At 61.3% G+C, this 24304-nt stretch carries 30 protein-coding genes and 1 tRNA gene; 27 read left to right on the forward strand and 4 right to left on the reverse strand.

Annotation, left to right across the window (positions count from 1 at the left end; all coding sequences use genetic code 11):
• Nucleotide 1: 1 nt before the first annotated feature.
• The gene (locus ABI660_RS04495) at nucleotides 2-313 is read right to left on the reverse strand and encodes a YdaS family helix-turn-helix protein (RefSeq protein ID WP_348065377.1); all 312 of its coding nucleotides are present in this window, start codon (nucleotides 311-313) and stop codon (nucleotides 2-4) included.
• Between the two features lie 41 nt (nucleotides 314-354).
• On the opposite strand from ABI660_RS04495, the gene ABI660_RS04500 reads away from it, so the two are divergent.
• The 20 genes from ABI660_RS04500 (at nucleotide 355) to ABI660_RS04595 (ending at nucleotide 13447) form a co-directional block, all read left to right on the forward strand.
• A complete protein-coding gene (locus ABI660_RS04500; protein ID WP_348065379.1) occupies nucleotides 355-1059 on the forward strand; it encodes a S24 family peptidase in 705 nt (234 codons plus the stop codon).
• Between the two features lie 419 nt (nucleotides 1060-1478).
• Nucleotides 1479-1730 carry a hypothetical protein gene (locus tag ABI660_RS04505; RefSeq protein ID WP_348065381.1) on the forward strand — a complete coding sequence of 84 codons (252 nt, stop codon included), beginning with the start codon at nucleotides 1479-1481 and terminating at the stop codon, nucleotides 1728-1730.
• On the forward strand, nucleotides 1727-2077 hold the full coding sequence (locus tag ABI660_RS04510) for a hypothetical protein (RefSeq protein ID WP_348065383.1): 351 nt from the start codon (nucleotides 1727-1729) through the stop codon (nucleotides 2075-2077). Before ABI660_RS04505 ends, ABI660_RS04510 begins: the two co-directional genes overlap by 4 nt.
• Nucleotides 2074-2361, forward strand: coding sequence for a hypothetical protein (locus tag ABI660_RS04515; RefSeq protein ID WP_348065385.1), 288 nt, complete (start codon nucleotides 2074-2076; stop codon nucleotides 2359-2361). The genes ABI660_RS04510 and ABI660_RS04515 overlap by 4 nt, the downstream gene beginning before the upstream one ends.
• On the forward strand, nucleotides 2358-2636 hold the full coding sequence (locus ABI660_RS04520; RefSeq protein WP_348065387.1) for a hypothetical protein: 279 nt from the start codon (nucleotides 2358-2360) through the stop codon (nucleotides 2634-2636). The genes ABI660_RS04515 and ABI660_RS04520 overlap by 4 nt, the downstream gene beginning before the upstream one ends.
• A 264-nt stretch (nucleotides 2637-2900) precedes the next feature.
• The gene (locus ABI660_RS04525; RefSeq protein WP_348065389.1) at nucleotides 2901-3878 is read left to right on the forward strand and encodes a recombinase RecT; all 978 of its coding nucleotides are present in this window, start codon (nucleotides 2901-2903) and stop codon (nucleotides 3876-3878) included.
• 11 nt (nucleotides 3879-3889) lie between these two features.
• Nucleotides 3890-5722 (forward strand): lambda-exonuclease family protein, encoded by a 1833-nt coding sequence (locus tag ABI660_RS04530; protein ID WP_348065391.1) that lies wholly within the window; start codon nucleotides 3890-3892, stop codon nucleotides 5720-5722.
• 39 nt (nucleotides 5723-5761) lie between these two features.
• Entirely contained in the window at nucleotides 5762-6223 is a 462-nt protein-coding gene (gene ssb, locus ABI660_RS04535) for a single-stranded DNA-binding protein (protein WP_348065393.1), read from the forward strand.
• A gap of 24 nt (nucleotides 6224-6247) precedes the next feature.
• Nucleotides 6248-6907, forward strand: coding sequence for a hypothetical protein (locus tag ABI660_RS04540; protein WP_348065395.1), 660 nt, complete (start codon nucleotides 6248-6250; stop codon nucleotides 6905-6907).
• Nucleotides 6904-8007 (forward strand): phage Gp37/Gp68 family protein, encoded by a 1104-nt coding sequence (locus ABI660_RS04545; protein WP_348065397.1) that lies wholly within the window; start codon nucleotides 6904-6906, stop codon nucleotides 8005-8007. Before ABI660_RS04540 ends, ABI660_RS04545 begins: the two co-directional genes overlap by 4 nt.
• The gene (locus ABI660_RS04550; RefSeq protein ID WP_348065399.1) at nucleotides 8004-8519 is read left to right on the forward strand and encodes a hypothetical protein; all 516 of its coding nucleotides are present in this window, start codon (nucleotides 8004-8006) and stop codon (nucleotides 8517-8519) included. Before ABI660_RS04545 ends, ABI660_RS04550 begins: the two co-directional genes overlap by 4 nt.
• Nucleotides 8516-9445, forward strand: a complete 930-nt coding sequence (locus ABI660_RS04555; protein WP_348065401.1) for a hypothetical protein — start codon at nucleotides 8516-8518, stop codon at nucleotides 9443-9445. Before ABI660_RS04550 ends, ABI660_RS04555 begins: the two co-directional genes overlap by 4 nt.
• 94 nt (nucleotides 9446-9539) lie before the next feature.
• A complete protein-coding gene (locus ABI660_RS04560) occupies nucleotides 9540-10556 on the forward strand; it encodes a hypothetical protein (RefSeq protein WP_348065402.1) in 1017 nt (338 codons plus the stop codon).
• Nucleotides 10557-10558: 2 nt separating this feature from the next.
• Nucleotides 10559-10903, forward strand: coding sequence for a DUF4031 domain-containing protein (locus ABI660_RS04565; protein WP_348065404.1), 345 nt, complete (start codon nucleotides 10559-10561; stop codon nucleotides 10901-10903).
• Nucleotides 10885-11121: a DUF4224 domain-containing protein gene (locus ABI660_RS04570; RefSeq protein ID WP_348065406.1), complete on the forward strand. Its 237-nt coding sequence runs from the start codon at nucleotides 10885-10887 to the stop codon at nucleotides 11119-11121. The genes ABI660_RS04565 and ABI660_RS04570 overlap by 19 nt, the downstream gene beginning before the upstream one ends.
• Complete coding sequence (locus tag ABI660_RS04575) at nucleotides 11121-12167, forward strand: tyrosine-type recombinase/integrase (RefSeq protein ID WP_348065408.1); 1047 nt, start codon at nucleotides 11121-11123, stop codon at nucleotides 12165-12167. Before ABI660_RS04570 ends, ABI660_RS04575 begins: the two co-directional genes overlap by 1 nt.
• Before the next feature lie 76 nt (nucleotides 12168-12243).
• Nucleotides 12244-12320: transfer RNA gene (locus tag ABI660_RS04580), tRNA-Arg, on the forward strand.
• A 73-nt stretch (nucleotides 12321-12393) separates the two neighbouring features.
• Nucleotides 12394-12780 carry a DUF488 family protein gene (locus ABI660_RS04585; RefSeq protein ID WP_348065410.1) on the forward strand — a complete coding sequence of 129 codons (387 nt, stop codon included), beginning with the start codon at nucleotides 12394-12396 and terminating at the stop codon, nucleotides 12778-12780.
• Between the two features lie 43 nt (nucleotides 12781-12823).
• Nucleotides 12824-13099, forward strand: coding sequence for a type II toxin-antitoxin system Phd/YefM family antitoxin (locus ABI660_RS04590; RefSeq protein ID WP_348065412.1), 276 nt, complete (start codon nucleotides 12824-12826; stop codon nucleotides 13097-13099).
• Between the two features lie 6 nt (nucleotides 13100-13105).
• Complete coding sequence (locus tag ABI660_RS04595) at nucleotides 13106-13447, forward strand: type II toxin-antitoxin system RelE/ParE family toxin (protein WP_348065414.1); 342 nt, start codon at nucleotides 13106-13108, stop codon at nucleotides 13445-13447.
• Between the two features lie 62 nt (nucleotides 13448-13509).
• Here ABI660_RS04595 and boxB read toward each other — a convergent pair whose 3' ends face one another.
• The 3 genes from boxB to ABI660_RS04610 all read right to left on the reverse strand — a co-directional run bounded on the left by boxB (nucleotide 13510) and on the right by ABI660_RS04610 (nucleotide 17646).
• Nucleotides 13510-14934, reverse strand: a complete 1425-nt coding sequence (gene boxB, locus ABI660_RS04600) for a benzoyl-CoA 2,3-epoxidase subunit BoxB (RefSeq protein WP_348065416.1) — start codon at nucleotides 14932-14934, stop codon at nucleotides 13510-13512.
• Between the two features lie 121 nt (nucleotides 14935-15055).
• Nucleotides 15056-16759: a 2,3-epoxybenzoyl-CoA dihydrolase gene (boxC, locus tag ABI660_RS04605; protein ID WP_348065418.1), complete on the reverse strand. Its 1704-nt coding sequence runs from the start codon at nucleotides 16757-16759 to the stop codon at nucleotides 15056-15058.
• On the reverse strand, nucleotides 16756-17646 hold the full coding sequence (locus ABI660_RS04610; protein WP_348065420.1) for a helix-turn-helix transcriptional regulator: 891 nt from the start codon (nucleotides 17644-17646) through the stop codon (nucleotides 16756-16758). The genes boxC and ABI660_RS04610 overlap by 4 nt, the downstream gene beginning before the upstream one ends.
• A 139-nt stretch (nucleotides 17647-17785) precedes the next feature.
• Between ABI660_RS04610 and ABI660_RS04615 the strand changes: the two genes are divergently transcribed.
• The 7 genes from ABI660_RS04615 to ABI660_RS04645 form a co-directional block, all read left to right on the forward strand.
• Nucleotides 17786-18274 carry a flavodoxin domain-containing protein gene (locus ABI660_RS04615; RefSeq protein WP_348065422.1) on the forward strand — a complete coding sequence of 163 codons (489 nt, stop codon included), beginning with the start codon at nucleotides 17786-17788 and terminating at the stop codon, nucleotides 18272-18274.
• 79 nt (nucleotides 18275-18353) lie between these two features.
• On the forward strand, nucleotides 18354-19955 hold the full coding sequence (locus tag ABI660_RS04620; protein WP_348065424.1) for a benzoate-CoA ligase family protein: 1602 nt from the start codon (nucleotides 18354-18356) through the stop codon (nucleotides 19953-19955).
• A 123-nt stretch (nucleotides 19956-20078) separates the two neighbouring features.
• Nucleotides 20079-21278 carry an ABC transporter substrate-binding protein gene (locus tag ABI660_RS04625; protein WP_348065426.1) on the forward strand — a complete coding sequence of 400 codons (1200 nt, stop codon included), beginning with the start codon at nucleotides 20079-20081 and terminating at the stop codon, nucleotides 21276-21278.
• Nucleotides 21279-21480: 202 nt separating this feature from the next.
• On the forward strand, nucleotides 21481-22110 hold the full coding sequence (locus ABI660_RS04630) for a LysE family translocator (RefSeq protein WP_348065428.1): 630 nt from the start codon (nucleotides 21481-21483) through the stop codon (nucleotides 22108-22110).
• A 7-nt stretch (nucleotides 22111-22117) separates the two neighbouring features.
• Nucleotides 22118-22981 (forward strand): branched-chain amino acid ABC transporter permease, encoded by an 864-nt coding sequence (locus tag ABI660_RS04635; protein ID WP_348065430.1) that lies wholly within the window; start codon nucleotides 22118-22120, stop codon nucleotides 22979-22981.
• Nucleotides 22982-23123: 142 nt separating this feature from the next.
• The gene (locus ABI660_RS04640) at nucleotides 23124-24140 is read left to right on the forward strand and encodes a branched-chain amino acid ABC transporter permease (RefSeq protein WP_348065432.1); all 1017 of its coding nucleotides are present in this window, start codon (nucleotides 23124-23126) and stop codon (nucleotides 24138-24140) included.
• Nucleotides 24133-24304, forward strand: a 172-nt coding sequence (locus ABI660_RS04645) for an ATP-binding cassette domain-containing protein (protein ID WP_348065434.1), incomplete at its 3' end; no start/stop codon positions are given. The genes ABI660_RS04640 and ABI660_RS04645, both read left to right, overlap by 8 nt.

A 24304-nucleotide genomic window follows, 5' to 3' on the forward strand; every position in this document is an offset into this window, starting at 1 on the left:
CTCAGGCTTCCTGACGTGCGGGAGTTTTCGGCTTGGCTTTCGCGTCTTTGGCCTGCTGTCCAGCAAGATCGGGCCAAATCTCTTGGAAATCGTTAGGCCGAAACTGCTGCCTGGTCACCTGACCGTCAACAATCTTTTCAATGGCTGCGATGTACTCCGGCGGAATATCGCTATCACGCTTGATCCAGTTGAAAATGCGAGCTGGTGAAACGGGCGCGTCAGGAAAACGCTCGGTCAGCTTGGCCGCCATCGCGCTCTGTCCGCCTGCCAATTCACAGGCTCGCTTGAGTAAATCAACGTGTGTTAATTGCATAGTGCGCGAAGATTAACACCTGTTGATATAGCCGTCAACCAATGTTTTCAACAACTGTTTTAGAGTCGCCGGGTATGCAATTAGGTGGGCGGATCAAGGAAGCGCGCGAACACATGAAGTGGTCGGCGGTTGACCTTGCCCAAAAATCCGGCGTGGCCAACACGACGATCGGCGCGCTGGAAAATCGTGATAGCCGACGCTCAGAATTTGCCGAAGCACTCATTGCCGCGTTTCCCCCTGCAACCATCAGTCACGAGTACCTGCGGACGGGCCGCGGCACGCTGGTGCCAGACCAATCGCACAGAGCGATGGAAAGCACCACCGAATACCGGGCCAGCAGAATATCCAAGCGCGTCCCCGTGATCGGCACGGCTCGCATGGGCGAAGATGGCTACTATGACGAAATCAGCAGTGAAGTCGGCGCTGGCGACGGTCATATTGAGATACAGACCGCAGACCCCAATGCCTATTGCCTGCGCGTGCGCGGCAGCAGCATGCACCCCGCTATTCGGGATGGCTGGTACGTGCTGATCGAGCCCAATTCAACGCCCACCGCTGGGGAATACGTGCTGATCAAAATGCTCGACGGCCAGCGCATGGTCAAAGAACTCCTGTTTGAGCGCAGTGACTCCATCGGCATCACATCGGTCAACGGTGACCAGCGGCGCACCATCTATCGTGACGAGCTCGACGCCATCCAGGCAGTCGGCGCCGTACTATCTCCCAGTAAATGGCAACCAGACTAATTTCCACCCTCGCCCTCTTGGCTGTTTGGGTGACCAACGCGCACGCCGGCTTCGGCGGCATGGGTGCGGTCGACAGCGAACCAGGCTCTGGCGATAGCATTCTTGGGCTGGTGGCCTGCGCGCTCGTAGGTGCAGCAGTCGGCTGGGCCTTTGCTCAGGCTCGCAACAGCACAGCCGAAACCAAAGTCGCAACGGATGGCTGCATGATCTTTGGGGTGCTTGGTGGCCTTCTGCTGGCCCCGCTGGTAGCGTTCCTGCTCCGATAAACGCAGCATCACCCTACACAGCCCGCAAAAGCGGGCTTTTTTACGTCTGATTACAAAGCTAAATCAACGATTGTTAAAAACAGTTGTTGACAACAATATCAACACTTGTTAAATTAATTCCCACGCACCCAATCCCGGGTCAGGAGTTAATTGATGAACCAACCGACAGCCCCAGTCCTTTGCGCCGCTCCGGCAGCAAAGCAGGCCCGCGCTGGCACGCCGACGAACCAGCAGATCACAGCCGAGAGCCTGGCCGAAGCCGCGCGGCAGTTGGCGGCTGACCCTGCCCTGCGGGCTCGCTGCGATGCGGCAAACCGTGCGCGCTACGTGCGTGAAGAGGCGCGTCGGGTTGATGCGGCTCATGCGCTGGATCTCCGGTATGGGAATGCGGGGGTTGTGACGTGAGCGCGCCACTTATCTCATCGCAAAGGCATCTAGATCCTGCCATCGTGTCGCACAAGGCGGCAACCTTTCAGGCGTTTGTGGTCCGCACCTTTGAAACCACGCTGCGCGGGCGGACGTATCGCATTCTTGCCGATGGTCATCACAACCTAGCCGCAGCACAACAGGCGGGCTTGGAGCCCACTTGGCGCGGTCCAAACAAGAAGCTGCAGCGCGTGATCGACACCACGCCCAAATCCGCATTTGAGCGCTTCCTGATCAACAACTTGACCGATTCGGATTGGTACTACGTGGACACAGGGGAACCGGTGCGTGAGCTGATGGGTGTTGAGAAAGTCGGTGCAGCATGACCCGCCGCAACGCATCCCCACAGGAAGCCCAGCACATCGCCGACATGCTGGCGGGCCTGAACCTTGAGGCAGAGGGCGCAGCAGTGATTCTGGAGGCGCTGGATCTTGCTCTTGGAAATAGCTTTGTCTATTCCATCACAAGCACCCAACCAGTTTTAGCTGCCGCCGATGCCATGCGCGAAACCGCTGCGTTGTTCTGGCATCCACGCCCCACCCTCACGCCGCAGATGCGCGCAGATGCTGCCGCCTTTGGTGGCTCGCTTGAATCGGAGACAACCCAATGAAAACCACCACCATCAACTGTCTGGCCGCCGCATTAATCGCCTTGGTGCTTGGCACCAGCCACTACCTACCCGGCGCCGAAGATCACGGCACCGACTGGAGCCAGTCTGACGAGCTGGCCGCCCTGCAGGCCACCGAGGCAGGCACCGCCAAGCGCCAAGCCGCAGCGCAAGCCCTCTGCACTTCAGAGCGAGGACCGAACAGCGAAGCACGCTGGACCGTCGATGGCGATCTGGTGTGCACAACCCGGCGCGGGCTGGTGGCGGTGCAGTTGTGACAGTCGCAACTTTCACACGCCAATGCGACGGACAGGCGCGCCGCAAATGTCCGAACACGCCGACCTGCTCCATGGACTGCCATTTCAACAATGCCGAGGTCAAAGATGCCGTGCAGTTTGGGGAGAAGCCACCACAGCCACCCCTGCCGTGGTATCGGCGCCTGAGCTTTTACCAAAAGTGCCTCGCTGCTGGAGTCCTGACCGGCTTCGCGTATGGCGCCTTCCGATTCTTTGCCTGACCCTTCACCACTACTGAGGAAAACCATGAATAACAGCCAATCTGAAAATACCGCCGTTTCGACCGTTGTGTCCACCCCGGCCAACGCCATGCCATCGTCGGCCAGCAGCATCGCCTTGATCCTGAACGAAGGGAATATGACCCTGATGTTCAAGTTCGCTGAGCTGATGGCGCAAGGCGTAGCCACCGTGCCTAAGCACCTGCAGGGCAAGCCCGCCGACTGCCTGGCCGTCGTGATTCAGGCCACGCAATGGAACATGAACCCCTACGCTGTCGCCCAAAAGACTCACCTGGTGAACGGCACGCTGGGCTATGAGGCGCAACTGGTCAATGCGGTGCTCAAGCAGACCAACTCGATCACCGGGGAGTTCAGCTACGAATACAGGGGCGACGGTGACCGTCTGGAATGCCGCGTCGGCGCCGTCAGCACCGGCCAGCGCGCAATCACTTGGGGGGAGTGGTTGTGTGCCGGCACAGTCACCACAAAGAACTCGCCTTTGTGGAAGACCAACCCAAAGCAGCAGCTTGGCTACTTGCAGGTCAAGAACTGGGCGCGCGCCTATCATCCCGGCGCCATTCTGGGTGTCTACACCCCGGACGAACTGGAGACTATCCAAGAGCCACGCGACATGGGTGCCGCCGAAGTCGTGCAGTCAACCGCTTGGCCCGACGCCCTGTTCGCTGAACGCCTGCCTGACTGGCACAAAGCCATTGCTGCAAAAAAAGCCACTGCTGATTCGATCATCGGAAAGGCCAAGACGAAATACCCGCTGTCCGTAGAACAAGAGGCCGCCATCCGTGCCGTGCCAAAGCCGGCAGTCGTGGCCGATGAAGACGGCGTGATCACCATGACCTATGCCCAAGTGGCTGACAGGATTTCCAAATCCACCACCCGTGAGAAGTTGGACGAAGTCGCCAGCCTGATCGGCACCGTGGCAGACAAAGGCCACCAGGGCGAACTGGCTGAACTGTATGAAGCCCGCGTAGTTGAACTCAACGCTTGAAAGAAAACATCATGAACATCGTCCCATTTTTGCAGGGCACCCCCGAGTGGCTGGCCCACCGCGCAACTCACTTCAACGCCAGCGACGCCCCGGCCATGATGGGCTGCAGCCCGTACAAGACCCGCAGCCAGTTGCTGCATGAGATGCACACCGGCCTGGCACCAGAAGTTGACGCCAGCACGCAGCGCCGCTATGCCGACGGGCACCGCTTTGAAGCACTTGCCCGGCCGCTGGCAGAGAAGATCATCGGCGAAGACCTCTACCCGGTCGTCGGCTCCAGCGGCAAACTCAGCGCCAGCTTCGATGGTTTGAACATGGACGAAAGCATTGCGTTCGAGCATAAGACCATGAATGCAGCGCTTTATGGTGATGGCGCGCCCTGGGGTTCTGACTTTGAGATTCCGCTGCAATACCGTGTTCAGATGGAACAGCAACTCATGGTGTCCGGCGCTGAAAAGGTTCTGTTCATGGCATCCCGCTGGGATGGTGACGAGCTGGATGTCGAGCAGCACTGCTGGTACACCAGCGACGACAAGCTGCGCGAAACCATCGAGCGCGGCTGGGAGCAGCTTGCAATCGACTTAGCCGCCTACGTGCCTCCCGCTGCCGCCCCGGTTGTCGTCGCCGCCGCCGTCACCGCCCTGCCCGCCGTCACCGTTCAAGTCGCCGGCCAGATCACCGTCACCGACAACTTCAAGGCTTTTGAGGTCGCCTTGTTCGACTTCATCGAGCACCGCCTGATTCGCACCCCAAAGACCGACCAGGACTTTGCCGACCTTGACCAGCAGATCAAAGCGCTCAAAGGCGCAGAGGCGGCCCTGGACAGCGCAGAAGCGCAGATGCTGGCCCAGCTTGCCACGGTGGACGGTGCCAAGCGCACCAAAGACATGCTGCACAAGATGGCCCGCGACAACCGCCTGATGGCTGAGAAGCTACTGACCACTGAGAAAGAGCGCCGTCGCGGCGAGATTGTGGCCGGCGGCGTCACGGCATTCCGCACGCACATGGACAGCCTGAACACCCGCCTAGGCAAACCCTACATGCCAGCGGTGGCCGCTGATTTTGGTGGCGTCATCAAGGGTAAAAAGAACCTCGACAGCATGGAAGACGCCGTCAGCACCGAACTGGCGCGCGCCAAGGGTGAAGCCAATTCCATGGCCGACAAGATACAGATCAACCTGGGTGCCCTGCGTGAACTCGCTGCAGCCCATGCGTTCCTGTTCGCCGATACCGGTGCCATCGTGCTCAAGGCGCCAGACGATTGCCGCGCGCTGATCGAAAACCGCATCGCTGCCCACAAGGTTGAAGAACAGCGCAAGGAAGACGCGCAGCGAGAGCGCATCCGGGCTGAAGAACAGGCCAAGGCTGAAAAGGCCGTGCGTGATCAGATCGAGTCCGACGCGAGGATTGCCCGCGAAGCAGCAGCCGCAGCAGCAACGGCCGTCCCGCCCGTGGCACTGGCGCAAGTGGAGGCATACTGCTGCGAAAAGGGGCAGGCTCAGGGTTTGATCGGTGCAGTCTGCAGCGATTGCGCTGAAACAAGCACAGCATACCAAGAGGCGATGTTCGCGCCGCGCCAAGAACATACTGCCAACGTCGTGACCCTAGCCGCCGCGCGCCCGACGCCAGCGCCCGCAACGCCACCGACAACACCCCCCACTCTCAAGCTGGGTGAAATCAGCACCCGCCTGGGCTTTGCGGTAACGGCCGACTTCCTGCGCCCGCTGGGCTTCGATCACGTCAAGGAGCGTGGCGCTTGCCTGTTCCATGAATCCAGCTACCCACTCATGCTGGCCGCGCTGGTTCAGCACCTGGAACAGCTCCAGGCCAAGCAGGCCGCCTGACGAGCTGGCTGACCCAACAACAACCAAACCGGAAACATCATGGCATCAGTAAATAAGTGGATTGGTATCGGAAATCTAGGTCGTGATCCAGAGGTGAAATACCTGCCTAACGGGGATGCTGTGGCCAACATCACCATTGCCTGCACGGACAAATGGAAAGACAAGCAATCCGGTGAAATGAAGGAATCCACCGAATGGGTGCGCATCAGCTTCTTCGGCCGACAGGCTGAAATCGTCGGTGAATACCTCAAAAAGGGCCGGTCGGTCTACATCGAGGGCCGCCTGAAAACTCGCAAATACACCGACAAGGACGGCGTGGAGAAGTTCGCCACCGACATCATCGCCAGCGAAATGCAGATGCTGGGCAGCCCCCAGGGCGCCGGCGGCGAGAGTCAGGGCGACCGCACCCGCCCTGCAGCGCGCCCAGATGCCGCGCCGCGTCCCGCTCCGGCCAAGTCTGCCAGCGGGTTCGATGACATGGACGACGACATCCCGTTTTAACCCCACCCACGAAGGCAAGAAGCCATGAAACACCACAAACCCGAGTTCATCACCTTCACCGGTGTGGACGAAACCACCGACCCGGCCGGCCTCGTACAGTTGGCCGACGACTATCCGGTCGAATGGGGTCTCCTGTTCTCACCGAAGCGCCAAGGCAACGAGCTGCGCTATCCGAGGCTGTCCACCATTTGGTGGCTGGTTGAGGAACTGCCGCTGCGCTGGGCGGCCCACCTCTGCGGCGGCGATGCACGCGAAGTTATTGAAACCAATGGCTCGCAGCACGACCGCATTCTGACGGCGCACTTCCAGCGCTGCCAGATAAATACGGCCGATCCACATGCCCGACCCAGCAACATAGGCAACTGGGCTGCGATACGCGACCTGCGGGCCGTCCTGCAGTGCCGGGGCGAGTTTCCGAAAGTCGCATCCGTTGACGTGCTGTTCGATGCCAGTGGTGGCCGTGGCATCGTTCCCAGTGACTGGCCGGAGGCCGTCAACACCACATTCTGCGGCTATGCCGGCGGCCTGCGCCCCGACAACGTGGACATGGCCGTGGCGATCATGGGAACCAGGGCGACACGCTACTGGATCGACATGGAAAGTGGCGTGCGCGACGACGGCGACCGCTTCGACCTGGCCAAGTGCCGGGCGGTCTGTGAAGCCGTCTATGGAGCGCCAGCATGAGCGAAAACACAAAAATCGAGTGGGCTGACCACACGTTGAACGGCTGGATCGGTTGCACCAAAGTCAGCGTTGGGCCGCAGGGAGCCTGCGTGGGCTGCTATGCCGAGGTGAGCACGCCGGCGCGGGTACTGCGAGCAAGGGGCCTTGAAACCTGGGGACCTGGTGCGCCCAGGTCGCGCACCAAGACCTGGGGCGACCCCGTGAAGTGGAATGCCAACCACGAAGCATTCTTTGCCCAACACGGCCGCCGGCAGCGGGTGTTTTGTTCCAGCCTGTCCGATGTGTTCGACAACGAGGTGCCTGAGCAATGGCGCGCCGACCTGTTCGACCTTATTGCGCAGACTCCGAACCTCGATTGGCTGCTGCTGACAAAGCGAATCGGGAATGCCGACGGCATGATCAACGGAGCCATCACCCGTCTGCGGCTCGGTGGCTGGAAGCAACTGCCCTGGCCGTGGCCGAATGTCTGGCTGGGTGCGACCGTTGTTACCCAGGCCGAGGCCGACCGCGACATTCCCAAGCTGCTGGCCACGCCGGCGGCAAAGCGGTTTCTGAGCATGGAGCCGCTGCTGGGGCCGGTTCGGTTACATCGTCTTCACATCGGCTGTGATACTGACCTGCACCACCAGTGGGGCATTAATCCGGAGCACGACCACATTGACGCGCTGCACCCGGCGCTCCGTGCGCGTGTCGACTGGGTGATTGCCGGCGGCGAAAGCGGCCAAGGCGCCCGCCCATCACACCCTGACTGGTTCCGGAGCCTGCGCGATCAATGCGCAGCTGCTGGCGTTCCCTTCCTATTCAAGCAGTGGGGAGAGCATTGGCCGTTCGTCAACGAGGATCACTACACGCACGCCCGCGAAGAGAAACACGCGCATGCGTGGGTCGATGCCGAGACTGGCGGATCGGGTTTATGTTGGATCGTTGATGACGATGGCATCTGGTCTAACCACACAGGCGCGCCACGCATGTCGCCAAAAGGGGAGCAGCGGGATGATGGCGGCTCGATCCACCCAGCAATTGCTGTCTTGGGCCGAGTCGGCAAGAAAGCCGCCGGCCGCCTGCTGGACGGCGTGACCCACGACGGGTACCCATCATGAGCCAACGATTCGGACGAAACCAGCGCCGCCGCGCGCGCGAAGCCATCGCCCAGCTGAACACCAACCTGAACCAGGCCGACACAGCGCTGTCCGTCAGGACCCGTCAACTGATCCAGCTTGAGGAAGAGTTGCACGCGGCAAAGGAAATCGCCGGCCACATGTCCATCATCTTCCCGGCCGCCGGAACGATAGTCGTGGACGGGAAGAGCACGGACAACCAGACGGTCTACGTTGATGCGTCGTCGCCGATGAGCTTGTCAGGCCCGTCAATGATGGACGAATCGATGACAGCCTGTATTTCAACCCTGCCGCTGGACTTGCTCATTGCGCGCGTTGATCGCTCCAGGCTGGACGGCGCGCTGCATTGCTACGTGAAGTTCGGTGACCAGGTGCAGGCCTTGGGTATGACTCGCAGCGCATGGGCCGGCATCCCGACGCACCACCGACAGCGCTACATTCAGGAGGAAGTTGCCCGGCAACTGACAACCGCTCTTTTGAGGGGCCGGCCATGACGGAAGTGTTCGAGGGCAGCCCGAGCGCTATCGGGTCTGACATCTTTATCAAGATGGTCATGCCCGTCATCCGTGTGTCGGCGCAGCAGTTGAGTCCGCAGGACCTTGCGGGTTTGTACGGTGGGTTCATCAGTGCGGCCTATGGCTCCATTGCCGCCGACTTTGGCAACGAGTTTGCTCAGTCCTTTATCACGCAGATCGGTGAAATGCTGGCAGGCATGGCCCCCGGCCGACGCGAGGACCATCCAATGAACAGTGCAACCTTCAAGGAACGCGGCATCCTGTTCAGCGCGCCAATGGTGCACGCCCTGCAGCGGGAAGTTGACCCCAAGACGCAGACGCGGCGACCAGTCAAGGGCGAGCCGCTCAAGTGGCTGGGCGAGGCCGGCTTCTCGCCCGAATTTGTCGCCGACCCTGCCAATCACCTGTGCCCTTACGGGTACGCCGGTGATCGCATTTGGGTGCGTGAAACATTCTTCGCGTTCGGCCGCTGGGAGACTCGTTTCAGCGGCAAGAAGGGCCGCGACGAATGGCATTTCATCGACATGACGCTGGAATGCGGTAAGGCCTATCACTACTCCGCTGATGGCGCGCCTGCCGCTTTTCAGAAGGGCAATCAGCGAGGCGGTGTTCTGCCCGCATGGTGGCGCCGACCAGCCATCTTCATGCCACGGGTGGCCAGCCGCATCACGCTGGAGGTCACCGGCGTGCGCGTGGAGCGCCTGCAGGACATCAGCGAGGCCGACGCCGAGGCTGAAGGTGTGGATTTCCTGCGCCATGTTCCTGACGCTGACGAAACGCTGACCGCCCGTCAACTCTACAAGCCCCTTTGGGAAACGATCAACGGCGCCGGCAGCTGGGACGCCAACCCCTGGGTGTGGGCCATCGACTTTAAACGCATTGAACAACTGGCACGTAAGTCATGAGCAACTGCGAAGCTGTTTTCTGGCTTGTTGTCGCACTGATCGCCATAGCCCTGGTTCTCGCCACCCTTGGCGGATTGATTGATTGGAGACCCTAATGGACGATAGAACAAACAAGGTGGTGAGCGAGGTGCGGGCGTTGCTCGAAGAAACTTACAGCTTCACCTCAACCGCAAAGCGCGCGCAAGAAAACATAAATGCGGCGCTTGACTTGCTCGACAAGCTCTACGCCACCGCACCAACTGCACCAGTCGCGGACACGGTGGCGGACAAGCTGGCAGATCAGTTTATTCGGGCGTCACTTGGCCCGATGCGGCAAGCCCTGAGCGAGGAAGAGTCGCAGCCGTTCTATGACCTGGCTTGGGAGCACGGCGCGTCAAGTACCAACAGCCTTGCTGGCGACGAGTTGGAATCAGTCATATTCTCGACCAGCGAATTTGAGGCGTTCTGCGCCGCCCTTAACCACACAGCACCCGCTGAGTCGGAGCACGACAAGGCGTTCCGCGATCTGGCGACTTCCGGCACGGCGATCATGGTGGACGGCAAGCGAGTTGATCCGCGTGACGTATTTGAACCAGCACCAGCTGAGGCTGCTGAGCGCAGGGATTACATCAAGCACTACTACGGGCCAGATGTGTCCGCTGAGGCTGCTGTAGCGATGGTGGGGGAGCCAATGCCCCTCCGTGATTTCGTGACGAAGATTTCCAAGCAGGATGCGCCGAAGCCGGACTACTGGAGTTCGTGCCATCAATGCGAGCGCAATGCCTCAGAAGCAGAGGACTTGCTTGACGCAAACCCGGTTGCTTCCCCGCCAGCACCAGCACCACAGGAGCCGAGCAAAGCCCGGGAAGCGCTGCGGCCGTTCGCCAACTGGGGGCGAGGCTTTGGACCCTATGGGCGCGCCGATTGCTGGGTCATCGCGAAATCGCCGTCAGGCAAGACGTTGACCATGGGCGACATTCGGAACGCGGTTGCAGCTTACGACGCCGCCAACCAGGATGCCGCACTGGATTCGGTGCCCCCGGGCTGCACCAACAACACCGAGAACTTCCCCTGTCGCCACTGGTGCGGCAAAGCCCAGTGCAAGCCCACCGCAGCGAAATCCGGCGGCTGACCATGCCCGTGTATGTTGACGACATGAAAGCCAAGTTCGGCCGGATGGTGATGTGCCACATGCTGGCCGACACCGACGACGAGTTGCACGCCATGGCCGCCCGGATCGGCGTGTCGCGCCGCTGGCACCAGGCGCCGCCCAAGCACGACAGCCACTACGACATCGCGCTGAGCATGCGCGCCAAGGCCGTGGCGGCCGGCGCCGTGGAAATTACGTGGCGCCAAGCCGGGTGCATGACCGTGCGCCGTCGCGCCACCGGAGCCCTGGGCTCACCCGCCGAGGCGGTGGAATGGGTCCGCAGCCGGATGGACAAGAAGGAGAAACAGGCATGTCCGACACCCTCCTGACCCCCGCCGAGGTTGCCGAGCTTACCGGCGTCAAAATCGGCAAGAATGGCCTCACCCGCGAGCAGCTGCAAGCCCAAGCCCTGAAAGCCATGAACATCCCCCATTACGTCAACGCCCGGGACGAGCCCAAGGTCGTGCGCGCCGTGCTGGAAGGCGGCAAGCCAGAGCCTAAGAAGAAGGCAGCATGGGAGCCCGGCCGCCGGCCTGCTCACGCCTGATGCCAAAGCTGCAAATGCGCCACTTCCGGGTGCGCCCGCAGAAGTCGGGCATCACCTACTACTACTTCGACGCCGGCGGCACGCCGCGGCGCGAGATCCCGCTGGGTTCCGACTACATCAAGGCCGTCCGGGAGTGGTCCCGCCTCATCGAACAGCCAGACGTCGACCTGCCGGTGATGACGTTCATCGACCTGATCGGCAAATACGAAGCGGCCGAAGATGGCCTGCTGGCCAAGGCCGCCAGCACGCAGGCCACCTACCGTTCCGACCTGGTGCACCTGCGCGATTTTTTCAGCGATCCAGAGCCAGCGCCGCTGGATGAAATCAAGCCGCACCACATCAAGGCCCTGCTGAAGTGGAAGGCCAAGCAGCCGACCACCGCCAACCGCCTGAAACGCCTCTTCAGCACGATATTCAACTGGGGCCGGGGCGAAGGCTTCACCACCCAGCAAAACCCCTGCATTGGCGTCCGCGGCTTTACCCTGGACGGCCGGGAGGTGGACATCAATGAAACGGTCTATCGGGCAGTGTGGGAGGAAGCCGGCGAACCGGTGCGCGACGCCATGGACCTGGCCGAAGCGGTGGGCCAGCGGCCGGGCGACTTGCTCAAATTCACCGAGCAGCACATCAAGGACGAGTTGCTGGGCGTCAAACAGGGCAAGACCAAGGCCAAGCTGCGCGTGCGCATCGAGGGACGGCTGGAGGCCGTGCTGGACCGCATCAAGGCCCGCAAGAAGGGCTACAAGGTCTGGAGCAGCTACCTGTTGGTGAACACGCGCGGCCTGCCCCTGACAAAGCAGATGCTGCGCCTGGGCTTCAACACCGCACGCAAAGCCGCAGCCGCGAAAGCTGACGCCGACAAAAATAAGGCGCTCGCTGCAGAGATTCGCGCCTTCTGGTTCTATGACCTGCGCGCCAAGGCGGCCGACGACACAGCAGAGGTGCGCGGCGTGCGCGCGGCCACTGATCTACTCAAACACGACAGCGAAAAAACGACCGAGAAACACTACCTGCGACGCGGCAAGATCGTGCCCCCGTCAGGTTAAACTCCCCGGCTGCGCTTCAGCAGATTTTGCGGAGCGCTCCGCATTCGGTTAGTGTCCACTACCGCGAAAACACAGACTGCCCGTAGCTCAGTTGGATAGAGCATCAGCCTTCTAAGCTGAGGGTCGGGGGTTCGATCCCCTCCGGGCAGACCACCGCTTGCGCCAAACGTCCTGTCCCTGGCTCTCCGATAGCAGGCACCTACCTTCACAGTGAAAGGAAACCGCCATGACCGTCAAGATCGTGAGGCTGGGAACAACGCGCAGTGCGAATGAAGGGTTGCGCATAGGCACGGTCCGCCGGCCGCCGCGCGGTGTCCCCAAAACCGAGTTTGCATCGCAGGACTGGTACGACGTCTGGTACCCCAACCTCGCGCCCAGTGTGGAAACCATGAAGCTGGGTCAGTCCGTTGAATCCGAAAAAGACTGGGCCGCGTTCAGCAAAAAGTACCGTGCGGAAATGAACGAAGCAGATGCGAGCCGCAATCTGGACCTGCTGGCGGCGCTGTCGCATCACACGAATTTTGCGGTGGGTTGTTATTGCGAAAACGAAGCGCGCTGCCATCGCTCGCTGCTGCGGGAGTTGCTCATAAAACGTGGCGCGAGAGTGGGTTAGCGCCTTCGTTGCCATAAGACTGAATAAGGACTATATTCAGTCCATGCGTTACTCTACCCAGATCAAACCGATCAGTTACCTCAAGGCCAACGCAGCTCAGGTTCTGCGCGATATTGCCCAGCAGCGTGAGCCCATGGTGATCACGCAGAACGGTGAAGCTACAGCGGTCATTCAGGACATCGCCTCCTACGAAGACGCCCAGGAGACGCTGGCGTTGCTGAAAATCCTGGCTCTCGGCAACCAACAGATCGAGCAAAGCCGAATCGTTTCCGCAGTTGACGCCATCGCACGCATTCGCCAGCGCACAACCAAGGCCTGAGCCGCAATGACGGGAAAACCGGCACGTCATGAGGTCCTGCTGACCGAAGACGCGCAACGCGACCTGGAAGAACTCTACGACTACGTTGCCGAGCACGATGCCCCGGCCAAGGCCGAGCATTTGTTGGCTGCCATCGAGAAGCTGCTGGGCACCCTGGTCATATTCCCGGAACGCAACCCAGTGACCAAAGAGCTGCAATCCGTCGGCATCCGCGATTATCGGGAAACCTACTTCAAACCCTACCGGGTGATCTACCGCGTTGCCGGGACGCGTGTTTATGTGTACCTGATTGTGGATGGCAGGCGCGATATGCAGGCGCTGCTCATGCGCCGGCTGCTTCGCTCTTGATCTAAGGCCGCGAAACCGGTTTCGCCGGAGCTACGCGCAGCGAGCGACCGTAGGGGCCACGTTTAAAGCTTCACGTACTCGTACTCGACCGCGTTGGCATTGATGCCGCGGTCCGGCGGAGCAATCCAGCCGGCCATCTTGCCCGGCTCGGTCACGCGCTGCATCAGGCTGTGGATGAAGGTCTTGTCTTCGTCGGTCGGCAGCCAGGCGTCCTTTTTGACGTTGAACTCGGCTTCGCTGATGGGATTGCCCTGCGGGTCGGTGTACGCGCCCGACCAGGCACCCACGCTGCGGCGAAAACGTGAATTGGGCAGGCTCAGTTCGAAGTCCACACCAGCGCGCTTGATCGCCATGTTCCAGCGGGTCACGCCGACATTGCAGTCCTTCACGTATTCCAGGCGCGTGATCTCGTTCATGCCGTTGCGTGTGGAAATCGTTTCGTTTTTCAAACCGCCCTTGCCGTCCGGCACCTGGATGGTCATTTCGCTTTCGAGTTCGACATGGTCGGCAAACTTGGCTTCATCCGGACGGCCCTTGATGCCGTTGCTGAAATAGTTGGCGGCATTGGAAGAGGCCTCCGAGCCGAACAGGTCCAGCGACGAAGTGAACCAGAAGTTCATGAATTTCTGGATGGTCGGCAAGTCGATCACGCCGGCCTTGCGCAGGGTGTCGACATTGTCGGTGTCCAGCTCTTTCATGACTTCCAGCGTGCGCTTGATCACGCGGCCGATGCCGGTTTCGCCAACAAACATGTGATGCGCTTCCTCGGTCAGCATGAAACGCGTGGTGCGTGCCAGCGGGTCGAACGCGCTTTCGGCGAAAGACTTGAGCTGGAACTTGCCATCACGATCAGTGAAGTAGGTGAACATGAAGAAGCTCAGCCAGTTGTCCATGGGCTCGTTGAAGGTGCCCAGAATGCGCGGTTTGTCGGCGTCACCGCTGTGGCGCGTCAGCAGCTCTTCGGCCTCTTCACGGCCATCACGGCCGAAGTGCGCATGCAGCAGGTAAACCATGGCCCAGAGGTGGCGGCCTTCTTCCACATTGACCTGGAACAGGTTGCGCAGGTCGTACAGGGAAGGCGCGGTGTGGCCCAGGAGCCGCTGCTGCTCGACAGAGGCGGGCTCGGTGTCGCCCTGGGTCACGATCAGGCGACGGAAGGCGCTGCGGTACTCGCCCGGCACTTCCTGCCAGACGTCCTGGCCCATGTGGTCGCCAAAGCCGATCTTGCGGTTTTCTTCCTTGTCGGCCAGGAAGATGCCCCAGCGGTAGTCGGGCATGGGGGTGTAGCCATAGCTGGCCCAGCCGGACGCGTCCACGCCGACGGCGGTGCGCAGGTAGACCTCTTTGGCGTTGAAGTCGCTCGGGCCCATCTCGTCCCACCAGCTCATGAAGGCCGGCTGCCAGTGCTCCAGCGCGCGCTGCAGCTGGCGGTTTTCGCCGAGGTTGACGTTGTTGGGGATCAGCGCTTGCAGGTCAATGGTGCTCATGGTGTTCTTTCAATTAAGTGCTTGCGGGAAGTGCAATCAAACCCAGTGCCGGCGCGGAACCGGCTTTGCCGGGCCGCAGCGGGCGCCCCCTGGGGGGAGGCGCCGCAGGCGCTTCGGGGGGTTACACCCTTTTCCAGTCGAATTTCGCCTTTTTGCCGGTGCCGAAAAGCTTGAGCGCACCCTCCTCACCCACAGCATTCGGGCGAATGAAAATCCAGTTCTGCCAGGCCGAGAGCCTGCCGAAAATCCGCGTTTCCATGGTTTCCTTGCCTGGGAAGCGCAGCGAGGCTTCCATGCCGGTCATGGCATCAGGCGACATCGAGGCGCGCTCTTCCAGCATGATGCGGATCTCGTCGTCCCAGTCGATGTCATCGGGCGTCAGGGTCACGAGGCCGAGCTCCAGTGCTTGGTCGGCACGCAGCTTGCTGTCGCCGAGTTTTTCCAGCTGGCTGATGGTGGTGGCGTCCTCATAAAACCGCGTCTGCAGGCGTGTCAGGCCATTCACCGCGGGAAACCAGCCGAAGTTGGCCGGGCTCAGTTGCAGCACAGGCGCGGCATCGGGCGAATCCGGCAGGTCCAGCATGTAGATGCGGTCACAGGCCAGCGCCAGTTCGTAGAAGGTCCCTGCAAAGCATGAACCGGCATCGACCAGCGCGATCAGCGAGCGGCTGGTCACGTCGATGCGCGCCAGCGTACGGCGCAGCGCACCGGTGGTTTCCTTCACCAGCCAGTGCTCCTTCAGTTTGGCCAGCACCTCGTCCATGCGGATGATCTGCCCGGCATCGCCCTGGGTCTTGATGACCCAGGTGCCGACTTCGAGCTCGTTGGTGCGCAGGTTCAGGATGGCGTCATCGAGTTCGCGCTGCAGCTTGAGCGGGTACCAGTTGGCGCCTGCAGCTTCAATGGTTTCCGGTGCGGACTCGATCGCGGTAGCCGGTGCCTTGACGGTGATGGTGGCGATACGTGTCGCGCGATCCACCTGGGCATCAACCACGCTGTAGTGGTAGCCCTTGTCATCAATCAGTGCCTTCAGCGGCGTCAATTCAATGCCTTTTGAGCCTGTAGCCCTTGTGGACTGTGCGCGGAGTGCTTCAATTTCTGTAGCAAGCAATGCGCTGAACTGTTGCGGCTTGGCATAAGCGTCGATCAGCTTCCAGTCTTTCGCGCGGTCGGCGCGCACGCCTTCCGACGTGGTGGAAAAGATGTCGGCCAGATCGCGGCGCACCTTGCGCTTGTCGGTCACACGGGTCAGGCCACCCGTACCTGGCAGTACGCCAAGCAGCGGCACCTCGGGCAGGCTGACGGTGCTGGAGCGGTCGTCCACCATCACGATGCGGTCACAGGCCAGGGCCAGCTCGTAGCCACCGCCGGCGCAGGCGCCCGTCACCGAGGCGATGGACTTCAGGCCGTCATGGCGCGAGGAGTCTTCCAGGCCATTGCGGGTTTCGTTGGTGAACTTGCAGAAGTTGACCTTCCAGCCGTGGGTGGACAGGCCCAGCATGTAGATGTTGGCGCCCGAGCACCAGATTTTTTCCTTACCGCTTTCGAACACCACCACCTTCACGGCCGGATGCTCGAAACGGATGCGGTTGATCGCGTCGTGCAGTTCGATGTCGACCCCCAGGTCGTAGCTGTTGAGCTTGAGCTTGTAGCCGGGCTTGATGCCGCCGTCTTCGTTGATGTCGAGCTTCAGGCGCGCAACGTCGCCTTCGACGCTCAGCGTCCAGTGCTGGTACTTGCTGGGGTGGGTGGCAAAGCTCACGAGCTCGCGCTCCTGGCCTTCAATCACCTGTTTGAACAAAAGCGGTTCGGTCATGGCGTTCATGGAGTCTCCTTCGGTTGTGCCTGAGCAGAAACGGCGCGTTCCATGTCTTTCAGGCTTTGTTTCAGCGTGCGGGCCGAGGTGTCCACCACAGCATCCGCGCGCGCGTACAGCGCTTCACGGCTGGCAAGAATGCGGCGTATGTCTTCCATCGCCTCGTTCGTGGCACCGCGGGTTGTGTCAAACGGCCGCATGTCGCCTTGCGCCACCACGCGGGCCATGTGTTCTTCGGGGCTGGCCTTGAGCCAGACGCAGTAAAAGCGGCTTTGCAGCAAGTCAAAAGTCTCACGCTCACTGACAATGCTGCCGCCAGTCGTCATGACCACACCATCGGCATGATCCTCGGCAATGCGAAACAGTGCGCGGCGCTCATAACGGCGGTAACCGGCCTGCCCGTGCAAAAGCAAAATTTCATTCATGCTGGTGCCGGCTTCCCGCTCGATCTCGCGGTCGAGCTCGATAAACGGCACGCCGCGCTCGGTGGCCAATTTCAGGCCCAAGGTGGATTTACCCGCGCCGCGCAGGCCAATCAGCGCAATGCGCTGCTCGCGGCCAAGTGCGTCACTCAAGCCAAAGGTGCTGCCCAGCAAGGCATAAGCCTGGTCCAGCTGTGTGTCGTCAAGCCGGCCCAGCAGGCCATGCACCCGCGCCAACGCTGGTCGCGGTGCATCCTGCAGCAATTCAAGAATGGAGATGTTCAGCGCACGGGCCGCGGCCTCCAGCGAGTTGATGGACACATTGCCCTTGCCGCTTTCCACGTCAGCCAGGAAACGCTCGCTGAGGCCGGAATCGCTGGCCAGGGCCTTGCGCGTCATGCCGCGGCGGGCGCGCCAGGCGCGCACCCGGGCGCCCAGTTCGGCCAGCGTGGCTTTTGCTTCAATTTCGGACATGACTTGCATCGAACACCGCTTTTTGTGAAAAGTATTTGCGCTATATCAAGATTGCAGTATACTTCACCTCAAGTAATCGTCAAGCAGTTTATTGCATCTTTTTTTTGCCCCTCGACAAGCGCAGGATGATCGGAACAACATGAAGCTCAAAATTCTTGTAGGCACCATGACCAGCACCGCTGACTACGTGGCTCAGGCGATACAGATGGATTGCGCCGATCTGGTGCCGGATATTGATGTCCAGTTGATGGACGGCCTGGACATCAGCACTTTCGATAGCGCCGTCGAAGAAGATGCAATATATCTCATATGCACTTCCACTTACGGTCAAGGCGATGTGCCGGACAACGCACGTGCGTTGTACGACTCGCTCGACAGCCAGCCGAAGTTCCTCGGCCACGTGCGTTACGGCGTGATTGCCCTGGGCGACCGCACCTACCAGCAGACTTTTGCTTTCGGCGGCAAAAAGTTTGACGAGCGCCTGCAAGGCCTGGGCGCCCAGCGCATCGGCGACATCTGGATCCACGACGCCAGCGCCGGCACCCTGCCCGAGACCGAAGGCGCCGCCTGGTGCCGCGAATGGCTGGCCCTGGTCCTGAGCAGCACGCCCAGCACCGAAACCGCCTGAATTTTCATAGAAAACAAGCCGTCAGCCCTTGCGCAGCGGGCGAAGTCAGCTATAAAAATTAGAGCACCCGGAGACCCTGATGAAACTGAGCCGCGCCGACCACAGCGTCAACCCGCCCCGCGTGGACATTCCCCGTGAGTACAACGCCGCCCACGATCTGCTCGAACGCAATGCCGGCCGCAGCGGCAAGCTGGCATTCATTGACGCGGTCAGCGGCGCCACCCTGACCTATGGCGAACTCACGGAACAGTCACACCGTTTTGCCAACGCCTTGCGCGCCGAGGGCTTTGCCCCCGAAAGCCGCGTCCTGCTGGCCGTGCTTGATACCGTCGAGTGGCCGGTGGCTTTTCTCGGCTGCATTCTGGCCGGTGTGGTGCCGGTCGCGGCCAACACGCTGCTGACCACGCCTGACTTTGAATTCATGCTGCGCGACTCGCGCGCGCAAGGCCTCATCGTCTCCAAAGCCCTGCTGCCCGCCTTTGAACCACTGGTCGGCCAGATTCCGACCCTGCGCAGCGTTATCGTCGCGGGCGCCGAAGACACAGCACCCCATGCGACTCTGGCCCAAATGGCGCGGGCGCAGGCAGCTACCAAAAATGTAGCGCCTACCTGCGCCGACGAAACCTGCTTCTGGCTGTATTCCAGCGGTTCGACCGGCACGCCCAAGGGCACGGTGCACCTGCACAGCCACCTGATCCAGACAGCCGAGCTGTATGGCCGCGGCGTGCTCGGCATTCAGGAGTCAGACGTGGTGTATTCCGCGGCCAAGCTGTTTTTTGCCTATGGCCTGGGCAACGGCCTGACCTTTCCAATGAGTGTGGGCGCTACCGCGGTGCTGCTGCCCGCACGCCCCACACCGGCCGAAGTTTTCAGCATTCTCAAGAAACATCAGCCCACCATCTTCTATGGCGTGCCCACGCTGTACGCCGCCCTGCTGGCTGATCCGGCCCGGCCGCAGAAGTCGGAACTGAAGCTGCGTGTCTGCACCAGCGCCGGCGAGGCCCTGCCCGCCGAGATCGGAAAGAAATGGACCGCGCACTACGGCTGCGAAATTCTCGACGGCATCGGCTCCACCGAAATGCTGCACATCTTTCTGAGCAACCGGCCCGGTGAGGTCCGTTACGGCAGCACCGGCAAGGCCGTGCCCGGCTACGAGCTGCGCATCGTCGGCGATGACGGCAGAGAATGCGGCACCGGCGACATCGGCGAGCTGCAGATCAAGGGGCCCAGCTCGGCCCTGATGTACTGGAACAGCCGCGCCAAGACCAAGGCCACGTTCGCCGGCGAGTGGACCCGCAGCGGCGACAAATACACGATGGACGCGGACGGCTACTACACCTACAGCGGCCGCACCGATGACATGCTCAAGGTTGGCGGCATCTATGTCTCGCCCTTTGAAGTCGAGGCTTCGCTGATGACACATCCGTCCGTGCTCGAAGTGGCGGTGATAGGCGTGGCCGATGCCGACCAGCTGGTCAAGCCCAAGGCCTTTGTGGTGCTCAAACCTGGGCAGGCCACCTCGGCCGACGAACTGAAGGTGCATGTGAAACAACAGCTGGCACCCTACAAATACCCGCGCTGGATCGAGTTCGTCACCGAGCTGCCTAAAACAGCAACCGGCAAGATCCAGCGCTTCAAGTTGCGCCAGGCGGCTGTTCAAGCCGGCAAGCTGGCAGGGTAATTGCTTTAAACATAAACAATTCAACCCTCAATCTCGGGTTTTTCACTAGGGTTTTCGCAGCATCGCACCGTTACCATCAAAGGCTTCCGGCGCTATTCGTTCCGTTCCAACCAGGAGTTTTCCATGACCTCACGCCTTCCTTCACGTCGTTTGATCCTGAGCCAGAGTGCCGCCGTCATCGGCGCGGCTTCCACCGGCCTGCTGCTCCCTCAAGTGGTGCGGGCGCAGTCCGGCAAGGTGCGTGTGGGCTTCATGCTGCCTTACACCGGCACCTTTGCGCAGCTCGGCGTCGCCATTGAAAACGGTTTCCGCCTGGCGATCGACCAGCAAGGCGGCAAGCTCGGTGGCCGCGAGATCGAATACTTCAAGGTGGACGACGAGTCCGAGCCGTCCAAAGGTGTTGAAAACGCCAACAAGCTGGTGCAGCGCGACAAGGTCGATGTGCTGGTCGGCACCGTGCACTCCGGCGTGCAGATGGGTATCCAGAAAGTGGCGCGCGACTCCGGCGTGCTCAGCCTGATCCCGAACGCCGGTGTGCATGCCGCAACGCGCGGCCTGTGCGCACCCAATGTGTTCCGCACTTCATTTACCAATTCACAGCCGACGCGCGCACTGGGCCAGGCCATGATGGCGAAGGGCCACAAAAAAGCCGTCTGGATCACCTGGAAGTACGCAGCCGGTGACGAAGCCTTTGAAGGCTTCAAGGAAAGCTACACCAAAGCCGGCGGCACCATCGTCAAGGAGCTGGGCCTGCCCTTCCCCCAAGTCGAATTCCAGGCGCTGCTGACCGAAATCGCCGCGCTCAAGCCCGATGCCGTGGCCTGCTTCTTTGCCGGCGGTGGCGCCGCCAAGTTCATCCGTGATTACGCTGCGGCCGGCCTCAAAGGCAAGATTCCACTGTATGGCTCGGGCTTTCTCACCGAAGGCGTGCTTGACGCAGCCGGCCCTGCGGCCGACGGCATCATCACCACCATGCATTACAGCGATTCGCTGGACACGCCACGCAACAAGGCTTTCCGCCTGGCCTACGCCACGGCCTACCGCAGCCAGCCAGACGTGTACGCGGTGCAAGGCTACGACACGGGCTTGCTGCTGGTGCAGGGCGCCAATGCGGTCAAAGGCGACCTGAACAGCAAACCGGCGCTGTACAAGGCGCTCGAGTCCGCAGTGATCGACAGCCCGCGCGGCAAGTGGACCATGAGCAAGGCGCACAACCCAGTGCAGGACATCTATCTGCGCGTCGTCGAGAACAAGGAAAACAAGGTGCTCGGCGTGGCTGCCAAGGCGCTGGCTGATTCCGGTGCCGGCTGCAAGATGGGTTGATGTGGCCCCCACGGTCGTTCGCTTCGCGTAACTCCCTGCCCCCCGAGGGGGCCGCTGCGCCTGCGGCCCGGCGAAGCCGGTTCCGCGGCCCCGGCTTGGTTTAAGAGTCCAAGGGTTGCGCGCGGCGCGTGGCTCCCGGCCCTTTTTGAACTTCTGGTACGGCGCGTGCTTACGGTCTTGCCGCAATGCTATCTTCACTCCCATGACTCTCACCACCTATCTTCTTTACCTCGCCGCTGTCGCGCTGCTGATTTTCACGCCGGGGCCGACCATGCTGATGTGCATGACGACCTCGCTGAACCATGGGCCGCGCAAGGCCATGACGTCAGTGGCCGGCAGCGTCAGCGCAGTGTTGTGCGTGATGCTGCTCTCAGCCCTGGGCCTGGGTGCGTTGCTGGCGGCGTCCGAGGCCGCCTTCACGGTGGCGAAGGTGCTTGGTGCGGCTTACCTGATTTATCTGGGCGTCAAAACTTTTCGCAGTGAAGCCGCGGTGTTGCGTGCCGATGCTGGTGCGGCCGAAACGTCCCGCCGCTCGTTTTTTCTGCGCGGCTTTCTTGTCGGCGCCAGCAATCCCAAAGCCGTGCTTTTCTTCGCCGCCTTTTTCCCCCAGTTCCTCAATCCCGCTGCTCCCTTCGTTCCGCAGTTCGCCATCCTCGCTCTGACTTTCATGGCGTTCGAATTCACCGTGCTGAGCGGCTGCGCACTCGGCGTGGCACGCCTTGCACCGCTGCTGCGTTCGAGCCGCGCCGTGCGCTGGTTCAACCGGGTTTCCGGCGGGCTGTTCACGCTCATGGGCGGGCTTTTGCTGCTCACGACCCGTCGGCAGGCCTAAAGCATCTATGGATCTCGCCAACTTCCTCATCCAGCTGCTCAACAGCGTCCAGTACGGCTTGCTGTTGTTCATGCTGGCCGCTGGCCTGACACTGATCTTCGGCATCATGGGTGTGGTCAACCTGGCCCATGGCAGCTTCTACATGCTGGGCGCCTATCTCGCCTGGTCGCTCAGCGCGTATTTCGGCAGCCTGACGCTGGCCATCCTTGGCGGCGCCGCGCTCTCAGCGATTTTCGGGCTGGCGCTCGAGTGGCTGCTGTTTCGCCACTTCTACCAACGTGACCACCTCGACCAGGTGTTGCTGACCTTCGGTTTGATCTATATTTTTGAAGAACTGCGCTCCATCCTCTGGGGCGATGACGTGCACGGCGTGGCGATTCCCGAACTGCTGGGTGCATCGATTCCGCTGACCGACAACCTCTCCTACCCGGTGTACCGCCTGTTCATGTCGGGCGTGTGCATTGCGCTGGCCGTCGGCCTGTACCTGCTGATCTCCAAGACCCGGCTCGGCATGAAGATCCGCGCCGGTGCCTTCAACCGCGACATGGCAGGCGCCCTGGGCATCAACATCAAACTGATCCATGCCGTGGTGTTTGCACTCGGCGTGACGCTGGCCGCCGTGGCCGGCATGATCGCCGCACCAATCGCCAGCGTCTACCCCAACATGGGCTCTCAGGTGCTCATCATGTGTTTTGTGGTCGTGGTGATCGGCGGCATCGGCTCCGTGCGCGGTGCCCTGATTTCCGCCTTGCTGGTCGGGCTGGTTGATACCTTCGGCAAGGTGCTGCTGCCGCAGGTGGCGGGCATGCTGGTTTACATGCTGATGGCGGCCGTGCTGCTCTGGAAGCCTGAAGGTCTGTTCAAACAATGAACTCCATTGCCCCCACGCTTGTCACTTCGTGTACTGCGCTGCCCCCCGAGGGGGCGCTGCGCCTGCGGCCCGGCAAAGCCGGTTCCGCGGCCCTGGCTGAAAGGGCTTTCCCTTCAGGCTATTCACTTTCCACGGTTGTGGCATGACGAAGTCAAATCTTGAATTGCTGCCGCGCGGCGTGCAAGTGACGCTGGTGCTGGGCCTGATCGCGCTCGTCGCCTTCCCCTTTGCAGCTACCGACTTCTACACCCAGATGGTTACACGCATGATGATCATGGCGATTTTTGCCATGAGCCTGGACCTGCTGCAGGGCGTCACCGGCCTGGTGTCGCTGGGCCATGCGGCCTACTTCGGCCTGGCCGGTTATGCGCTGGCCTTCCTCACGCCCGAAGGCGAAGCCGTCAGCCTGTGGTGGACGCTGCCGCTGGCCGTGCTGGCTTCCGGCCTGGCCGCGCTCATCATCGGCTTTTTTGTGGTGCGCACCCACGGCATCTATTTCATCATGGTCACCATGGCGTTTGCGCAGATGGTGTTCTTCCTGTTCTTCGACAACAAGGTGCTGGGCGGCTCCGACGGCCTGTACATCAACTTCAAGCCAACCATTGCGCTGTTTGGCTGGACACCGTTCACCTGGTGGGACCTGGACAACAAGCTCACGCTGTACTACTTCACGCTGGCAGTATTGCTGCTTGTTTATGCGTTTTTGCGCCGCCTGCTGTGGAGCCCGTTCGGTCGCGCACTGGCCGGCATACGTGTCAATGAGCACCGCATGCGCGCCATGGGTTTCGGCACCTTCCGCTACAAGCTGACAGCCTTCACCCTGGCTGGCGCGCTGGCTGGCCTGGCCGGGTATTTGTGGGGCACGCAAACCGGCTACATCAACCCCGAGCTCATGGGCTTTCATATGAGCGCGCATGCCATCATGATGGTGATTCTGGGCGGCATGGGCAACTTTGCCGGCGCCATCGTCGGCGCGTTTGCCTTTGAATACCTGCTGCATGTGTTCAAGGACCTGCCGCAGGTCGGCAGTGTCAACCTCGGTAAACACTGGCAGCTGTGGATGGGCCTGTTCATTGTGCTGCTGGTGACCTTTGCGCCGCGCGGCATCCTCGGCCTGGCCGAGCGTTTCGGCAAATCAGCGAAAGCCGGCGATGAGTGAAATACTCCTTTCGGCAAAAAACCTGACCAAGCGCTTCGGTGGTCTGGCGGCCGTCAACGACGTCTCGTTGGATCTGCTGCGCAACCACATTCACGCCGTGATCGGCCCCAACGGCGCCGGCAAGTCCACGCTGACCAACCTGCTGTCCGGCGACCTGCCGCCGA

The organism is Polaromonas sp. (genome assembly GCF_039930745.1).
In the GTDB taxonomy this organism is placed as follows: domain Bacteria; phylum Pseudomonadota; class Gammaproteobacteria; order Burkholderiales; family Burkholderiaceae_C; genus Polaromonas.

Bases quoted from the DNA above. Each gene is read 5' to 3' on its own strand.
- ABI660_RS04495 (WP_348065377.1), bottom strand. From the start codon at position 313: ATGCAATTAACACACGTTGATTTACTCAAGCGAGCCTGTGAATTGGCA.
- ABI660_RS04500 (WP_348065379.1), top strand. From the start codon at position 355: ATGTTTTCAACAACTGTTTTAGAGTCGCCGGGTATGCAATTAGGTGGG.
- ABI660_RS04505 (WP_348065381.1), top strand. From the start codon at position 1,479: ATGAACCAACCGACAGCCCCAGTCCTTTGCGCCGCTCCGGCAGCAAAG.
- ABI660_RS04515 (WP_348065385.1), top strand. From the start codon at position 2,074: ATGACCCGCCGCAACGCATCCCCACAGGAAGCCCAGCACATCGCCGAC.
- ABI660_RS04520 (WP_348065387.1), top strand. From the start codon at position 2,358: ATGAAAACCACCACCATCAACTGTCTGGCCGCCGCATTAATCGCCTTG.
- ABI660_RS04525 (WP_348065389.1), top strand. From the start codon at position 2,901: ATGAATAACAGCCAATCTGAAAATACCGCCGTTTCGACCGTTGTGTCC.
- ABI660_RS04530 (WP_348065391.1), top strand. From the start codon at position 3,890: ATGAACATCGTCCCATTTTTGCAGGGCACCCCCGAGTGGCTGGCCCAC.
- ssb (WP_348065393.1), top strand. From the start codon at position 5,762: ATGGCATCAGTAAATAAGTGGATTGGTATCGGAAATCTAGGTCGTGAT.
- ABI660_RS04540 (WP_348065395.1), top strand. From the start codon at position 6,248: ATGAAACACCACAAACCCGAGTTCATCACCTTCACCGGTGTGGACGAA.
- ABI660_RS04545 (WP_348065397.1), top strand. From the start codon at position 6,904: ATGAGCGAAAACACAAAAATCGAGTGGGCTGACCACACGTTGAACGGC.
- ABI660_RS04550 (WP_348065399.1), top strand. From the start codon at position 8,004: ATGAGCCAACGATTCGGACGAAACCAGCGCCGCCGCGCGCGCGAAGCC.
- ABI660_RS04555 (WP_348065401.1), top strand. From the start codon at position 8,516: ATGACGGAAGTGTTCGAGGGCAGCCCGAGCGCTATCGGGTCTGACATC.
- ABI660_RS04560 (WP_348065402.1), top strand. From the start codon at position 9,540: ATGGACGATAGAACAAACAAGGTGGTGAGCGAGGTGCGGGCGTTGCTC.
- ABI660_RS04565 (WP_348065404.1), top strand. From the start codon at position 10,559: ATGCCCGTGTATGTTGACGACATGAAAGCCAAGTTCGGCCGGATGGTG.
- ABI660_RS04570 (WP_348065406.1), top strand. From the start codon at position 10,885: ATGTCCGACACCCTCCTGACCCCCGCCGAGGTTGCCGAGCTTACCGGC.
- ABI660_RS04575 (WP_348065408.1), top strand. From the start codon at position 11,121: ATGCCAAAGCTGCAAATGCGCCACTTCCGGGTGCGCCCGCAGAAGTCG.
- ABI660_RS04585 (WP_348065410.1), top strand. From the start codon at position 12,394: ATGACCGTCAAGATCGTGAGGCTGGGAACAACGCGCAGTGCGAATGAA.
- ABI660_RS04590 (WP_348065412.1), top strand. From the start codon at position 12,824: ATGCGTTACTCTACCCAGATCAAACCGATCAGTTACCTCAAGGCCAAC.
- ABI660_RS04595 (WP_348065414.1), top strand. From the start codon at position 13,106: ATGACGGGAAAACCGGCACGTCATGAGGTCCTGCTGACCGAAGACGCG.
- boxB (WP_348065416.1), bottom strand. From the start codon at position 14,934: ATGAGCACCATTGACCTGCAAGCGCTGATCCCCAACAACGTCAACCTC.
- boxC (WP_348065418.1), bottom strand. From the start codon at position 16,759: ATGAACGCCATGACCGAACCGCTTTTGTTCAAACAGGTGATTGAAGGC.
- ABI660_RS04610 (WP_348065420.1), bottom strand. From the start codon at position 17,646: ATGTCCGAAATTGAAGCAAAAGCCACGCTGGCCGAACTGGGCGCCCGG.
- ABI660_RS04615 (WP_348065422.1), top strand. From the start codon at position 17,786: ATGAAGCTCAAAATTCTTGTAGGCACCATGACCAGCACCGCTGACTAC.
- ABI660_RS04620 (WP_348065424.1), top strand. From the start codon at position 18,354: ATGAAACTGAGCCGCGCCGACCACAGCGTCAACCCGCCCCGCGTGGAC.
- ABI660_RS04625 (WP_348065426.1), top strand. From the start codon at position 20,079: ATGACCTCACGCCTTCCTTCACGTCGTTTGATCCTGAGCCAGAGTGCC.
- ABI660_RS04630 (WP_348065428.1), top strand. From the start codon at position 21,481: ATGACTCTCACCACCTATCTTCTTTACCTCGCCGCTGTCGCGCTGCTG.
- ABI660_RS04635 (WP_348065430.1), top strand. From the start codon at position 22,118: ATGGATCTCGCCAACTTCCTCATCCAGCTGCTCAACAGCGTCCAGTAC.
- ABI660_RS04640 (WP_348065432.1), top strand. From the start codon at position 23,124: ATGACGAAGTCAAATCTTGAATTGCTGCCGCGCGGCGTGCAAGTGACG.